Source organism: Rhodobacter capsulatus (assembly GCF_052363175.1).
Classification (GTDB): domain Bacteria; phylum Pseudomonadota; class Alphaproteobacteria; order Rhodobacterales; family Rhodobacteraceae; genus Rhodobacter; species Rhodobacter capsulatus_D.
Window position 1 is genome coordinate 1,965,428 of record NZ_CP198946.1, and the last position, 13,092, is coordinate 1,978,519.

At 60.7% G+C, this 13,092-nt stretch carries 15 protein-coding genes and 1 pseudogene; 14 read left to right on the plus strand and 2 right to left on the minus strand.

Annotated elements, in window-relative coordinates:
- Window positions 1-46 precede the first annotated feature (46 nt).
- The 3 genes from katG (at window position 47) to ACTTAI_RS10595 (ending at window position 2,926) form a co-directional block, all read left to right on the plus strand.
- Window positions 47-2,215 carry a catalase/peroxidase HPI gene (gene katG / locus ACTTAI_RS10585; RefSeq protein ID WP_444455675.1) on the plus strand — a complete coding sequence of 723 codons (2,169 nt, stop codon included), beginning with the start codon at window positions 47-49 and terminating at the stop codon, window positions 2,213-2,215.
- Between the two features lie 194 nt (window positions 2,216-2,409).
- Window positions 2,410-2,595 (plus strand): hypothetical protein, encoded by a 186-nt coding sequence (locus ACTTAI_RS10590; protein ID WP_444455676.1) that lies wholly within the window; start codon window positions 2,410-2,412, stop codon window positions 2,593-2,595.
- A 127-nt stretch (window positions 2,596-2,722) separates the two neighbouring features.
- The gene (locus ACTTAI_RS10595; protein ID WP_444455677.1) at window positions 2,723-2,926 is read left to right on the plus strand and encodes a hypothetical protein; all 204 of its coding nucleotides are present in this window, start codon (window positions 2,723-2,725) and stop codon (window positions 2,924-2,926) included.
- Window positions 2,927-2,949: 23 nt separating this feature from the next.
- On the opposite strand, the pseudogene ACTTAI_RS10600 reads toward ACTTAI_RS10595, so the two are convergent.
- Window positions 2,950-4,150, minus strand: a pseudogene (locus ACTTAI_RS10600) (IS3 family transposase).
- 388 nt (window positions 4,151-4,538) lie between these two features.
- Between ACTTAI_RS10600 and ACTTAI_RS10605 the strand changes: the two are divergent.
- The 8 genes from ACTTAI_RS10605 to ACTTAI_RS10640 are packed head-to-tail and all read left to right on the plus strand — an operon-like array spanning window position 4,539 to window position 10,878.
- Window positions 4,539-5,705 carry a phage portal protein gene (locus ACTTAI_RS10605; RefSeq protein ID WP_444455678.1) on the plus strand — a complete coding sequence of 389 codons (1,167 nt, stop codon included), beginning with the start codon at window positions 4,539-4,541 and terminating at the stop codon, window positions 5,703-5,705.
- The gene (locus tag ACTTAI_RS10610) at window positions 5,698-6,018 is read left to right on the plus strand and encodes a gene transfer agent family protein (protein WP_444455679.1); all 321 of its coding nucleotides are present in this window, start codon (window positions 5,698-5,700) and stop codon (window positions 6,016-6,018) included. Before ACTTAI_RS10605 ends, ACTTAI_RS10610 begins: the two co-directional genes overlap by 8 nt.
- The gene (locus ACTTAI_RS10615) at window positions 6,015-7,526 is read left to right on the plus strand and encodes a phage major capsid protein (RefSeq protein ID WP_444455680.1); all 1,512 of its coding nucleotides are present in this window, start codon (window positions 6,015-6,017) and stop codon (window positions 7,524-7,526) included. The genes ACTTAI_RS10610 and ACTTAI_RS10615 overlap by 4 nt, the downstream gene beginning before the upstream one ends.
- Before the next feature lie 3 nt (window positions 7,527-7,529).
- Entirely contained in the window at window positions 7,530-8,177 is a 648-nt protein-coding gene (locus ACTTAI_RS10620) for a phage tail assembly chaperone (protein WP_444455681.1), read from the plus strand.
- Between the two features lie 2 nt (window positions 8,178-8,179).
- Window positions 8,180-8,551, plus strand: coding sequence for an HNH endonuclease (locus tag ACTTAI_RS10625; RefSeq protein WP_444451431.1), 372 nt, complete (start codon window positions 8,180-8,182; stop codon window positions 8,549-8,551).
- Between the two features lie 23 nt (window positions 8,552-8,574).
- Window positions 8,575-9,114, plus strand: a complete 540-nt coding sequence (locus ACTTAI_RS10630; RefSeq protein ID WP_444451433.1) for a hypothetical protein — start codon at window positions 8,575-8,577, stop codon at window positions 9,112-9,114.
- A 40-nt stretch (window positions 9,115-9,154) separates the two neighbouring features.
- On the plus strand, window positions 9,155-9,706 hold the full coding sequence (locus tag ACTTAI_RS10635) for an ImmA/IrrE family metallo-endopeptidase (RefSeq protein WP_444451435.1): 552 nt from the start codon (window positions 9,155-9,157) through the stop codon (window positions 9,704-9,706).
- Window positions 9,707-9,708: 2 nt separating this feature from the next.
- Window positions 9,709-10,878, plus strand: coding sequence for a beta family protein (locus ACTTAI_RS10640; RefSeq protein WP_444451436.1), 1,170 nt, complete (start codon window positions 9,709-9,711; stop codon window positions 10,876-10,878).
- A gap of 102 nt (window positions 10,879-10,980) precedes the next feature.
- On the opposite strand, the gene ACTTAI_RS10645 is transcribed toward ACTTAI_RS10640, so the two are convergent.
- On the minus strand, window positions 10,981-11,691 hold the full coding sequence (locus ACTTAI_RS10645; RefSeq protein ID WP_444451438.1) for a hypothetical protein: 711 nt from the start codon (window positions 11,689-11,691) through the stop codon (window positions 10,981-10,983).
- A 220-nt stretch (window positions 11,692-11,911) separates the two neighbouring features.
- Here ACTTAI_RS10645 and ACTTAI_RS10650 point away from each other — a divergent pair, with 220 nt between their 5' ends.
- From ACTTAI_RS10650 to ACTTAI_RS10660, 3 genes are read left to right on the plus strand one after another with little or no spacing between them, the layout of a single operon-like run.
- Window positions 11,912-12,196 carry a head-tail connector protein gene (locus tag ACTTAI_RS10650; protein WP_444451440.1) on the plus strand — a complete coding sequence of 95 codons (285 nt, stop codon included), beginning with the start codon at window positions 11,912-11,914 and terminating at the stop codon, window positions 12,194-12,196.
- Window position 12,197: 1 nt separating this feature from the next.
- A complete protein-coding gene (locus ACTTAI_RS10655) occupies window positions 12,198-12,677 on the plus strand; it encodes an HK97 gp10 family phage protein (protein WP_444451441.1) in 480 nt (159 codons plus the stop codon).
- Window positions 12,670-13,092, plus strand: coding sequence for a DUF3168 domain-containing protein (locus ACTTAI_RS10660; protein ID WP_444451443.1), 423 nt, complete (start codon window positions 12,670-12,672; stop codon window positions 13,090-13,092). Before ACTTAI_RS10655 ends, ACTTAI_RS10660 begins: the two co-directional genes overlap by 8 nt.

The window sequence follows — 13,092 nt, forward strand, 5'->3', positions numbered from 1 at the left end:
GCCTTATAGTTTTGTCCCGACAGCAACGAACCCAGCGGAGGACGCGATGGACGGCAAGGACAGGGCGACCGGCAAATGCCCGGTGATGCATGGCGCGGTGACGGCGGCGGGGGTGTCGAACACCAGCTGGTGGCCGAATGCGCTCAATCTCGATATCCTGCATCAGCATGACACCAAGGGGAACCCGTTGAACGGGTTCGATTATCGCGCCGCGGTCAAGGGGCTCGACGTGGCGGCGCTGCGCGCCGATCTGACCGCGCTGATGACCGACAGCCAGCCCTGGTGGCCCGCCGACTGGGGTCATTACGGCGGTCTGATGATCCGCATGGCCTGGCATGCGGCGGGCAGCTATCGCGCGGCGGACGGGCGCGGCGGCGGCAATACCGGCAACCAGCGCTTTGCGCCGCTGAATTCCTGGCCCGATAACGTCAGCCTCGACAAGGCGCGGCGGTTGTTGTGGCCGATCAAGAAGAAATACGGCAATGCCGTCAGCTGGGCCGATCTGATCCTGTTTGCGGGCACGGTGGCTTATGAGTCGATGGGGCTGAAGACCTTCGGCTTCGGCTTTGGCCGCGAAGATATCTGGGCGCCGGAAAAGGACGTCTATTGGGGCGCGGAAAAGGAATGGCTGGCGCCGTCGGACGGTCGCTATGGCGATCTGACAAAGCCCGAGACGATGGAAAACCCCTTGGCCGCGGTGCAGATGGGGCTGATCTATGTGAACCCCGAAGGCGTGAACGGCCAGCCCGATCCGGCCCGCACCGCGCTCCATATCCGCGAGACTTTTGCCCGGATGGGGATGGACGACGAAGAAACCGTGGCGCTGACCGCGGGTGGCCACACGGTCGGCAAGGCGCATGGCAATGGTGACGCCAAGGCGCTGGGGCCGGACCCGGAAGCGGCCGATGTCACCGATCAGGGTCTGGGCTGGGCGAACCCGCATCAGGGCGGCAAGGCGGCGCAGGCCGTCACCTCGGGGATCGAGGGCGCCTGGACCACCCATCCCACCCGCTGGGACATGGGCTATTTCGAGATGCTCTTCGGCCATGACTGGGAGCTGACGAAATCCCCCGCGGGGGCCTGGCAGTGGAAGCCGGTGACGATTGCCGAGACGGACAAGCCGCTTGATGCGACCGACCTGAGCACCCGCCATGATCCGCTGATGACCGATGCCGACATGGCGATGAAGGTCGACCCGGTCTACAATGCGATCTGTCAGAAGTTCATCGCCGATCCCGCGGCCTTCGACGATGCCTTTGCCCGCGCCTGGTTCAAGCTTTTGCACCGCGACATGGGGCCGAAGGCGCGCTACATCGGCCCCGATGTTCCGGCCGATGATCTGATCTGGCAAGACCCGGTGCCGCTTGGCCCGACCGGCTGGGACGTGGCCGCAGTGAAGGCAAAGATCGCCGCCTCGGGGCTTTCGGTCGGGGATCTGGTGGCGACGGCTTGGGATTCGGCGCGGACCTTCCGGCAGTCGGATTATCGCGGCGGCGCGAATGGCGCGCGCATCCGGCTTGCGCCGCAAAAGGACTGGGCGGGCAACGAGCCTGAACGTCTGGCCCGCGTGCTCTCGGTTCTGGAACCGATCGCCGCGGCGGCAGGGGCTTCGGTCGCCGATGTGATCGTGCTTGCGGGCAATGTCGGCGTGGAACAGGCGGCGACGGCGGCGGGTTTCGCGCTGGAGGTGCCCTTCACCCCCGGCCGTGGCGATGCGACCGAAGCGATGACGGACGGCCCCAGTTTCGACGTGCTCGAACCCGTGCATGACGGCTTCCGCAACTGGTTGAAGGCGGATTACGCAGTCTCTCCCGAAGAACTGCTGCTGGACCGCGCGCAGCTGATGGGGCTGACCGCGCCCGAGATGACCGCGCTTCTGGGTGGTCTGCGGGTGCTGGGCGCCAATCACGGGGCCAATCCGCAGGGCGTCTTCACCGACCGTGTGGGCGAGCTTTCGACCGATTTCTTCGTGACGCTCACCGACATGGGGCTGAGCTGGCACAGGGTCGCGGGCGGCTACGAGCTGCGCGACCGGGCGACCGGTGCAGTGAAGCATACCGCGAGCCGCGTCGATCTGGTCTTCGGCTCGAATGCGATCCTGCGCGCCTATGCCGAGCTTTACGCGCAAGACGACAATGCAGGCCTGTTCGTGACCGATTTCGTCGCCGCTTGGGTCAAGGTGATGGAGGCGGATCGCTTCGATCTGCGCGCCTGATCCCGGACCCACTTGTGATCTGGAAAGGCCCCGCCCCGCGCGGGGCCTTTTGGTGCTCCGGGGGCGGCATCGCGTGCCATTGACTTTGCCCGGGCCTTGGCAAAAGTCTAGCGCGCGGGGCGCAAAGGGCGCCTTGCGCAAGCCTCATACCGACCCGAGGGAGGGACCATCCTTTGGCCATTTTCGATCATCCCATGCTGCGCCCGCTGCCGATGCGGCTTTTGCCCGTGATCTTCCTCGTCGGCTGGGCCGTGTTCGAGGCGGTGTTCCTGGGCGGCATCCTGTGGCCGATCCTGTTCATCGGGGCTGCGGCCTATTGCTACTATGTGCTGATCCACACCTACACGCCGCCAGCCGACAAGACGTCGAAAGACGCCTGACGCCGCGCACGGCCTCTGACGAAAGCCGAACCCGGCCCTGCCCCCGCGGGACCGGGTTTTCTCTTGCAAGACGAGGGGGCAGGACGGCGCGCGAGGTTGCCGAGGCTACTGGGAATACCTGCATGTCATGGGCCACATCGAAGGGCAGGAAACCTTGTTTGATCGGGCCACTCCCAAGAAGGCCACCAAGACCAAAGCGGCGATGCACAGCACTCGACTGCCCTTTGCCCCCTCGGACCTGCCAAAGCTGTTGCTGGGCGCCTTCATGAAGGAACTGATTGATGTAGCCAGAGAGGGAGACTCTCATCTAAGGCAAATGCTGACGAACTGACCTGCCCCCGGTTCGTCCCTCGTTCATAACGAGAGTCCTTGGGGTTGATAGTTGTCGGTTTCGGGTTGGGCAAGCGCGCCGGGCGCGGAGCCCCCAGATTGCTCAAGCGCCCGGCGCGCTTCTGCCGGGGTTTGATTGCCCAGCGAGGAATGCGGCCTGACGTGGTTGTAGTCGTAGCGCCACAGGGCCAGGGTGCGGCGGGTATGAGGAGGATCAGAAAACAGCGCGGGGCGCTGTTTTCCCGACGATTGGGCGAGGCTGTCGAAGATCTCCTCGTTGAGGCATTCATCTCGCAGGCTGCCGTTGAAAGACTCGATGAAGCCGTTCTGCTGCGGCTTGCCCGGATCGATGTAATGCCACTCGACCTTGTTGTCGTTCGCCCACTTCAGGATGGCCTTGCTGGTGAACTCGGTGCCATTGTCGGAAACGATGCAAGCCGGTTTGCCGTAGATCCAGACCAGCGCATCGAGTTCCCGCGCCACTCTGGCCCCCCGAGATGCTGGTGTCGGCAATCAGGGCAAGGTTCTCGCGGCAGCAGTCGTCGTTGACTGCCAGGATGCGGAACTTCCGGCAGGCCCCGAACGTGTCGGACAGGAAGTCCAAGGACCACCGCTGGTTCGGGCGCAATGGCACCGGCATCGGGGGTGCGGCTGCCCCGCGCGCGTTTGCGGCCACGGCGTCGGCGCACCGACAGGCCCTCTTCCCGGTAGATGCGGTAGAGCTTCTTCTCGTTCATGATCATGCCCTTGCGCTCCAGCAGGATGCCCACGCGCCGGTAGCCGAAGCGACGGCGCTTCTCGACGATCTCGTGCATCGCCTCACGGATTTCCGGGTTATCGGGCGGCCTCTCGCGCCGCACCGTCTTCGGATCGACACCGATCAGAACGCAGGCACGGCGTTGAGAGATCGGATGATCCTTCATCGCCCGCAGCACTGCATCCCGCCGTTGCACCGGTGTCGTCAGGGCTTTCCCAAGAGGTCCTTCAGAACCACGTTGTCCAGCATCGCATCCGCCAGCAGCCGCTTCAGCTTCGCGTTCTCGTCCTCGAGCTGCTTGAGCCGCTTGGCGTCCGACAGGTCCATCCCGCCATACTTGGCCTTGAGCTTGTAGAACGTCGCAGGGCTCAAACCGTGTTTCCGGCAAAGCTCCGAGGTCGGCAAACCCGCCTCCCGCTCTTTGAGTATCCCGATAATCTGCGCCTCGGTGAAACGGCTTTTCCTCATGTCGTCTGCTCCTTCTCAGGTTGGGCAAACTCTACATCACAGCGAGGGATCTTCCGGGGGGCAGGTCACAGCGAAGCACTGAGGCAGTGTGGGGATGACATGTGTGGAGGCCTGGGCGGCTCCACTCGCAACTCATTGATTTTATAGCAAAATCTGCGACTTGCAGAAAGTGGCGGAGAGGGAGTCCGTCAATCGCCGCACATAAGTCTTACAAGCCATTGATAATAAATACTAAGTGGAATCCGTGTGGCGCAGTATGTATAGCAGAATGTATAGCAAAACTTCTTGACTTCAGGGCGGGATGGGGGGTATTATTATACCCATACGAGTGCCCCTGTTTTCAGTTGCGATGTTTCAAAAGTTCCTTTCTGCATTTCAGAAAAAGGCGGTGGGCGTTTCGACGCCTGCCGCCCTTCCGCTGTTAGGCCTTGCCCCGACCCTGACCGGCAAGACCGTCACCACCGAAAGCGCCCTGCGTGTGCCTGCCGTCGCCTGTGCGGTGGCGCTGATCGCCGAGACGGTGGGCTCGCTGCCCGCAAAGCTCTTCGAGAAAGACGGGCGCGCGAGCGTCACCGATCACCCGGCCTTTTCGCTGATCCATGACGAGGCAAACCCTTGGACCTCGGCCGAGGCGCTGCGGGTGCAGCTCACGACCGATGCGCTGTTGCGCGGCCACGGCTTTGCTCTTGTCGTGCGCACTGCCAGCGGCACGCCTGTCGAGCTGCATCGGCTCGAACCGCACATGGTTCAGGTCGAAACCGACGACTTCGGCGAACCGGCCTATCTGGTGCAGCTCGCCGATGGCCGCCACCGCTACCCTTTCACCGACATTCTGCATGTGAGCGCCTTCGGGGGTGCCTCGCCGATCACGCTTGGCCGCGAGGCGATCGGTCTTGCCCTCGCCTTTGAAGAACATATCGCCAAGCTCTTTGCGAACGGTGGCAAGCCAGGTGGCATCCTGAAGACCGAAAAGACCCTTGGCGACGAAGCCAAGGCGAAGCTTGCGACAAGCTGGACGGCAGCACATGGCGCGGGCCGATCGGGGGGCACCGCGATTCTCGACGAGGGCATGAGCTATGAGGCGGTGACGATGACGCTTGCTGACACGCAATTCGCCGAGAACCGTCTGGAACAGATCCGCGAGATCGCCCGCGCCTTCCGGGTGCCACCGACGATGCTCTTCGAGCTGACGCGGGGCACCTGGAGCAATACCGAAGAAATGGCCCGGCAATTCCTGCAAGTGACGCTGAAGCCGTGGCTGGCGTCCTGGTCCTGGGCCTATGCGCGCTGCCTGCTTTCGCCCGAGGAACGCCGCCGCCTTTATGTCGAGTTCGTCACGGACGACCTGACCACCACCGACACCGCCGCCCGTGCGGCCGCCTATGGGCAGTATCGCAGCATGGGCGCGATGACCGCCAACGAGGTGCGGGCCGGTCTGAACCTGCCGCCGCGCGCCGATGGCGACACGCTGCAAAACCCCTACACCACCACCGGCGCCGCCCCCGCGGTTGATCCGGTGGCTGATCCTGCCCCCGAGGATGCCCCGCATGACTGACCGCATCACCCTGCGCGCCTTCTTTGGCGACGCCGAGCGCGCCTTCACCCTGACCGACCCGATGCTGACCGAGCTGGAGCGCCTGACCGGCCTTGGCACCGGCGCGCTTTATACCCAGCTCGTCAACATGGCCTTCCCGGTGCAGGTTCTCGCGCAGGTGATCCGCCTTGGCCTGATCGGCGCGGGGATGACCCCCGAAGAGGCGAAGCACCTTTGCGCTGCCTATGCCGAGAACCGACCGCTGGCCGAGGTCTTCCCGCTCGCCTTCGCGATCCTGGATGCGCGCTGGAGCGGTGTGGAGGTCAAGCCATGACCGACCGGCTCGAAATCAAGGCGCAGCTCGCCGTGACCGAGGCGGGCGAGATCACCGGGATTGCCTGGCCTTTCGGCTCTGCTGACCGCGTGGGCGACGTGATCGTGAAAGGCGCCTTCGCAGCACCCGCGGCGCTGCCGATGCTCTTTGCCCATGATCAGGCGCAGGTGATTGGCGTCTGGGACCGGATCACCGAGACCGAGGCCGGTCTGACGGTGAAGGGGCGCCTGCTGATCGACGACGTTGAACGCGCCCGCGAAGTGCGCGCGATGGTCAAGGCGGGCGCCGTCTCGGGCCTGTCGATCGGCTTTGTCACCAAGGATGCCAAGCGCGAAGGCCGGGGCCGCCGGATCACCGCGCTTGAGCTGCACGAAATCAGCATTGTTGCCGTCCCGGCGCATCCGGGCGCGCAGATCACCTCTTTGAAATCAACGCATTGCAATTCGGAGTTCACACAGATGGAACAAGAAGACACCCCGGCCCAAGCGCCGCAGATCGACACCAAAGCCTTTGACGAGATCAAGGCCCGGCTCGACAAGCTCGAAGCGAAGACGAACCGCCCGAGCCTGGCCGTGACCGGCGTGCAAAGCCCGATCATGGCCGCCGACGAGGTGAAGGGCTTCGTGCATTACCTGCGCACCGGCGACAAGTCCGAGACGAAGAGCCTCGCCTATGGCGCCCCCTCGACCGGCGGCATCCTCGCCCCCGAAACCGTCTCGACCGCGATCATCGAAAAGATCGCCGAACAATCGCCCGTGCGCGGCCTTGCCTCGGTCATTTCCATGAGCGGCCCGCTGCTGCAACTGCCCCGGCTGGTGAACGAGGTGCAGCCCGCGCATGTGACCGAGACCGCCGCGCGCCCGGAATCCGAGCCGACCTTCGAACAGATCGACCTCAAGCCGCATGAGATGGCGGTGATTGTGCCGGTGACGCGGGTTCTGCTTGAAGATGCGCAGGTCGATCTGAACGGCTATCTGAGCGCCCATATCGCCCGCCGCTTCGGCCAGCTCGAAGCGCAATGGTTCGTCAAGGGGAACGGCACCACCGCCGCCGAGGGCGTTCTGACCGCGACCGAGGTGCAGGAACTCGACGCGCCGACCCTGACGGCCGACACGCTGCTGGACCTCTTCTATGCGGTGAAGACGCCCTATGCGCAGAACGGCGCGTGGCTGATGAACCGCAAGACGATGGCGAGCATCCGCAAGCTGGCCGACCTCGACGGGCAACTTCTGTGGCAAAGCGGCCTTGCGGCGGGCCAACCGTCGCTGTTGCTCGGCCGCCCGGTCTATGAGGCGCCCGATATGGACGACGCGACCACCGGCAAGACGCCGATCGTCTTCGGGGACTTCGCCTCGGGTTACACGATCGCCGACCATACCGGCTTCAGCGTCATGCGCGACGATTACACCGGCGCGGCGAACGGCATCGTCAAGCTGCACGCCCGCCGCCGTGTCGGTGGTCGCGTGACGCTGGGCGAGGCGCTGGTGAAGCTCAAGCTTGCCGCCTGAGCCATGACCCCGCTTGCGCGCAACGAAGAGGTGACTTTGCATCACGGGGGTTGGGCCGTGGTGCTGCGCCCCTCGCTGCGCGCGGCGATGACGCTTGAACGCCTGCACGATGGCTGGCCGGGTCTTCTCCTTGGGCTCGGGCAGTTCCGCTTGCAGACCGTTCAGGCGATCATCCGGGCTTCGGCGGTTGATCGCAACGCCGCCGAGGCCCTTCTGGCCTCTTTCGCCGCTGCCCCCATTGCGGCGGTGAAAGAGGCCGTCACCGCGCCGCTCGGCGCGCTTCTGACCCTCTTCCTTGCCCCGATGACCGAGACGGCAGAGACGGCAGAGACGGCAGAGACCACCACCCCGGCCGCGACGAAACCCTGGGCCGACGCCTATGCCGAGCTTTACCGCTTCGGCACGGGTTGGCTTGGCTGGAGCCCGGCCGAGACCTGGGCCGCAACACCGACCGAGATTGCGCAGGCGCTCGACGGCAAGCTCGCGCATCTGATCGCGTTGAACGGTGGCGAGGGCAACGCCGGTCCCAGCGGTCCCGCCGGTCCCGGCCCCGACACCTACACCCCCGCGCGGCTGCGCGAGATCGAAGAGCTGGGCTTCGACCCGGCCTTTGACCGCGAGGGCCTGCGCCGTCTGAAAGCGATGACCTGACCATGCCCCGCCCGCCCCATATCTGCGCCTGTGGCCGCCTTGTGCCGCATGGCGAGCGCTGCTCTTGCCAGAAAGAGGCCGACCGCGCCCGCAAGCGCCGCCACGATGCGAAACGCCCCTCGGCCCGCGAACGCGGTTACACGACCGATTGGGAGAAAGAGCGCGCGGCGTTCCTGCTATGCCACCCCTGTTGCGCGATCTGCGGGGCGGTGGCGACCGTGGTCGATCACATCACCCCGCACAGGGGGAACAAGGCGCTCTTCTGGGACCGCTACAACTGGCAAGCCCTCTGCAAGCCCTGCCATGACCGGGTGAAGCAACGGCAAGAGCGACACTGCAAATGCGCATCACAGATGACAAAACTGGCATGTTGATCGAACAGTAACATCTGATAAGAATGCCCAATGCGCTGTTGTTATTGTGGGGGGACCGCATGGCGGCTTGTCGAAATACGAATTACTGGGCTTGGAACACAATTTTTCTATCATCCGTGTTTGGTGCAGTGACAGCATTTTTTGTTGTCTATTGCTTCTATGTCTCCATGGTTCATCCAATATTTGGGCATAACGAGAACTGCACCTTAGCCAACGGCGGATACCATTGTATTTTCTTGAGGGATAAAGGGTGGAGCGATGCTGACTATCTCCAGACCTTAACTGGTTTCTACGGTTCTGTAATTACAATATTAGTCGCAATATTGGCAATAGTTGCAGCAATAGGCGCATACACTATCAGGTCGAGCGCAAAATTTCAGATCGAGCAAGAAGTTCCTCAAGGCGTTTCTGATTTTTTTGATCGAGAACGAGGGGTGAACTTAATTTCCGCTCGGGTTTCATCTGAGCTGGAAAAAAGGCTTAATGCCGAACTGCGCACGCTTGACTTGCCCTCGGGGGGGGGCACTCTGGGAGTATATCGAAAATCTGAGGCTCGAAGTTGAGCGATTGACTCTTATCGTTGAGACCATGCAGGAGGAATAAGTGAAAAGCAGGATCAACAGGCCGCTTCCGCCTAATCGTGTCTCTCGCCTTCCGCCGATCAACACTTCTGCGCTTGATACTCCTGAGCGCGTTGTAGACTACTGCAAGTCTAAGGGTCTAATATCAGATGACGGCGCAGTAGATATTGAGCGCCTTATTGCCGAAGACGCTAATCTTAAACTAATTCGAGAAGACCTTGGCGACAAGGATGCGTCTATCGAGCATATCGGAGATAAATTCATAATTAAAGTCAACAGCAGGCACCCAAAAACTCGCCAAAGATTTTCCATGGCTCACGAGTATGCTCACTACCAACTTCATCGGCACATGATTAAAGAAATGCCCGTGGGGGAAAAGATAATGTTTAGGGATGGCGCCTCAATGCCTGTTGAATGGCAAGCCAACCGCTTTGCTGCCTCTGTTCTCATGCCTTTTAGCGCGGTTAATGTGGCGTTAAAAAGGAGCAATGATGACAGAATTTTAGCTGCGCGCCTTTTGCAAGTATCCCTCCAGGCGTTGGACTACAGAATTGAGCAGATGGGGAGATCTTGATCGTGGCTGATGACTATTTTGTGCTCGCAAGGACAGGTCAATCAGAAATGAGGGCCTTGCGAAATTTGAAAAAGGAAGATCGGGTAAAATTCACCACGCTTCTTGAATTGACCCGGGGGCGCAAGAGGGCCTCAAAACACATCAAAGATGGCGATGAAATATATAACTTTTCTGCCATTCAGGATTTCCTGCACGACTACTATGTCGAAGGTATGATGATGTTTGTAGACTTGACGCGTGATCAGGATTTGTCCTCGCCGCGCATCGATGCGTTGGCATCGTCATCGGACGGTTACGCAGAGTGGATTAGCTTTGTTAATGGCGTCAAGGAGAAATGCCCAGGGATTTGTCCAGTGATACAAGTTTCACCAGAGGACGGTGAAAGCTGGGATTCATATGGTGAAAAAATTTTAGAACAGTTCGAAGCGCTCTCTAGCAATTTTCCCGCGCTGGCATACAGGGTTCGAAAGAACATTGATGACTCTTTTGACGCCGATCTGGAGCTACTATCTTCGCGGATTAGGCGCTACACGGATTCCGGGTTCAAGTTCTATTTCATCTTGGACTATGAATACATTAGGGTAAATACAGCGGAGCTTCACTCTCTTGAGGCCGCAAGCATAATTCAGGTGGTCAATGAAATTTGCCCGACCGCCGATATTGTTTTGGCCGCAACATCTTTCCCTAGCTCCGTCACCGACATTGGCAATGAAGATCGTGGAGACTTTCCAATTGAAGAAGTTAAATTTTTTGAGTTAGTTGCAAATCGGCTCAGCAACATTGTTAAGATACACTATGGAGATTATGGGTCAATTCATCCAATCAGAAATGACGCTGTTGCGCGCGGCTGGAGGCCGCGAATTGATTATCCATACGCTGGTAGGAAGGTCTTTTACTTTCGAGAAAAGCGAGAGGCAAAAACCATCGAAGCAAATGGGAGCAAGAGTGTTGTTTATTCCGATTACATTTCCCACTATTGCAGTGTCGCCAGGAAAATATATACAGACCAGAGGTTTTTGAACGACCAGCATTCGAGTGACATAACGTCATGGGGTATTTCTGAGATTGCCAACGCGGCAGAAAATCGCGTTGGCGGGTCAACGCCATCCTATTGGATTTCAGTTCGCATGTGCATCCATATTGAGCAGCAGTTGCTTAGGCTGAGTGCGTAGAAACTCAGAGGGGCGTGTATTGAGAAATTTCATACACGCCCCGGACCGGCGGGGGGAAGTCCGCGCAGGATGGGCGTTAAATAACTTTTCTTCGACTATTCGTCAGACCTTCTTCATCGAGGCAAGTTCAGCACGGAGCGCCGCCTTCTTCTTGGCTGCTTCTTCAGATGAGAGCACCGGGAGAACTTCAGCCGCATTGGTCAACTCGGGTGTGTTAATCGCATGCGGACCCGCATCGACGAGATTGCTTGGCGGAGCCGCCTCAGTTTGCATGATTGCTTTAATAACTCCATGCCAATACTCCATTTCCTTGACTTGGCTTCCAAGGTAGCTGTCATCGGAGGTCGCGCCATTAGAGTTTCGGTAGAAGGTTACATCCTGAATCGGATTCATAAGATCGTTAGTGTAGATCCTCAGGACGACTTCTTTAGTCTTTTCTTCCGTGCGCTTCGATCCAGTAATGCCCCCTAAGATCAAACCAACGGGGCCAAGAATGACACCTCCGATTGCAGCACCCGCAAGCTGACTGCCTCGATTGCTCATTTGCAGAGAGAAACCATCTCTGATGACTTCGACCGCAGTGATGTTTACCCCTTCAAGGATCGAACCATAGGGGAAAGTTAGGACTTTTCGGCGAACAGGATCAAGCGCCAAGCCGGTCTTGTCCTGTAGGGAGCAATAATACTTAGCAGCAGAAAAGTTAGGTATTGCGGCGGCGGCGGCGACCAACGCTGCCTCTTTCTTGGATTGCGCATATAGCGCGACAATCACGGCAACGACCACACCTACCGCGAAGATTGCTAGATAACCCATTGATCTCTCCTGAAATGAGCGCCTTTCATTAAGGCCGACACGCAACTAACTACAATGACATAATTGTCACAGTCGATTTGTGGGCAGCACGTCCGTGCTGACGTCGAAAGGCAATAGCCATCGATGCAATCGCGTGCGCGACGAGCTACCTCTGTTTTCGCTTCATATTTGCCGACCATTGCGTTATAATATATCGTGATAATGTCTTGAGTTTTCGAGTATGCCTTTCGTTACCGTGCCCGAGCTGAAAGCCCAGCTCAACATTGACCATGACCTCGACGATGCGCTTTTGTCGCACCAGATCGAGGCCGCCGAAGCCCATGTCGCAAGCTTCATCGGTTCGCCGCTGACCGACCCGCTTCCGGCCGCAATCCGGCAAGCGGTGCTGATGCTCGCCGCTTACTGGTATGAGACCCGCGAGACCGCGCAGGCCGGGGGTGCGCCCTATGCCGTGCCGTTCGGGGTGCATGACCTTTTGCAACCGCACCGGGTCTGGGTGGTCTGACATGGCCGAGCTGGACCTGAACGCCCAAGCCGCCCGGCTGGCGCGGCGCCTTGAAGCGATTCCTGCGACCGTTCTTGAAGCCCTGCGCCCCGCCGTGGTGCAGGCGGCCGAAGACCTCGCCGCCACCGCCCGCAGTCTTGCCCCCGAAGCCGAGGGTGATCTGAAAGCCTCTATCGTCGTGACCCCGCCCGGCGCCGAGACCCCGGCTTATGCCGAAGGCGGTGGCCGTCGCATCGCAGGTGCCAATCAGGCGCTTGTCACCGTGGGCAATCCCGAACAGCGCCACGGCCACCTTGTCGAGTTCGGCACGAAGCCGCATGTGAACGCCGGGCAGTTCGCAGGGACGCAGCACCCCGGCACCGCGGCGCAGCCCTTCCTTCTGCCCGCTGCGCGTCTGACCGAGGATCGCGCCCGGCGCCGGATCGCCCGCGCCATCGGTCAAGCCGTGCGCAAGGCCGCGCAAGGGGGTGGTCATGCTTGACCCGGCTCTTGCCTTTCAAACCGCCGTGCGGGCGGCGCTGATCGACGCGCCCGAGGTGCTGGCCCATGTGCAACCCGCGAACATTCGCGCGGGCAGCATCCGCCCCGAGCGCCTGCCTTCGGTGGTGCTGGGCGATGCCCGCACCGAGTTCCTGGGCTGCGCGGCCGGGTCGCAGCGTCTCGCGCGGGTGTTCCTGACGCTGCACATCTGGGCGCAGGAAGACGGTGCCGACACCGCGCGGAAGATTGGGGCGGCGATCTATGGCGCGCTGGAGTTCGGACCGAAGGACACCACCGAGATCAACCTCGACGACTGGGCGCAACCGCGCGTGGTCTGGTTGCGTGATCCGCAGCCCGAGCTGACGCTGACACATGGCGCGATGGCGCTTGAGGCGGTTGTCCGGTGGCGGGTGTGA

Bases quoted from the DNA above. Each gene is read 5' to 3' on its own strand.
- katG (WP_444455675.1), top strand. From the start codon at position 47: ATGGACGGCAAGGACAGGGCGACCGGCAAATGCCCGGTGATGCATGGC.
- ACTTAI_RS10590 (WP_444455676.1), top strand. From the start codon at position 2,410: ATGCTGCGCCCGCTGCCGATGCGGCTTTTGCCCGTGATCTTCCTCGTC.
- ACTTAI_RS10595 (WP_444455677.1), top strand. From the start codon at position 2,723: ATGGGCCACATCGAAGGGCAGGAAACCTTGTTTGATCGGGCCACTCCC.
- ACTTAI_RS10610 (WP_444455679.1), top strand. From the start codon at position 5,698: ATGACTGACCGCATCACCCTGCGCGCCTTCTTTGGCGACGCCGAGCGC.
- ACTTAI_RS10615 (WP_444455680.1), top strand. From the start codon at position 6,015: ATGACCGACCGGCTCGAAATCAAGGCGCAGCTCGCCGTGACCGAGGCG.
- ACTTAI_RS10620 (WP_444455681.1), top strand. From the start codon at position 7,530: ATGACCCCGCTTGCGCGCAACGAAGAGGTGACTTTGCATCACGGGGGT.
- ACTTAI_RS10625 (WP_444451431.1), top strand. From the start codon at position 8,180: ATGCCCCGCCCGCCCCATATCTGCGCCTGTGGCCGCCTTGTGCCGCAT.
- ACTTAI_RS10630 (WP_444451433.1), top strand. From the start codon at position 8,575: ATGCCCAATGCGCTGTTGTTATTGTGGGGGGACCGCATGGCGGCTTGT.
- ACTTAI_RS10645 (WP_444451438.1), bottom strand. From the start codon at position 11,691: ATGGGTTATCTAGCAATCTTCGCGGTAGGTGTGGTCGTTGCCGTGATT.
- ACTTAI_RS10650 (WP_444451440.1), top strand. From the start codon at position 11,912: ATGCCTTTCGTTACCGTGCCCGAGCTGAAAGCCCAGCTCAACATTGAC.
- ACTTAI_RS10655 (WP_444451441.1), top strand. From the start codon at position 12,198: ATGGCCGAGCTGGACCTGAACGCCCAAGCCGCCCGGCTGGCGCGGCGC.
- ACTTAI_RS10660 (WP_444451443.1), top strand. From the start codon at position 12,670: ATGCTTGACCCGGCTCTTGCCTTTCAAACCGCCGTGCGGGCGGCGCTG.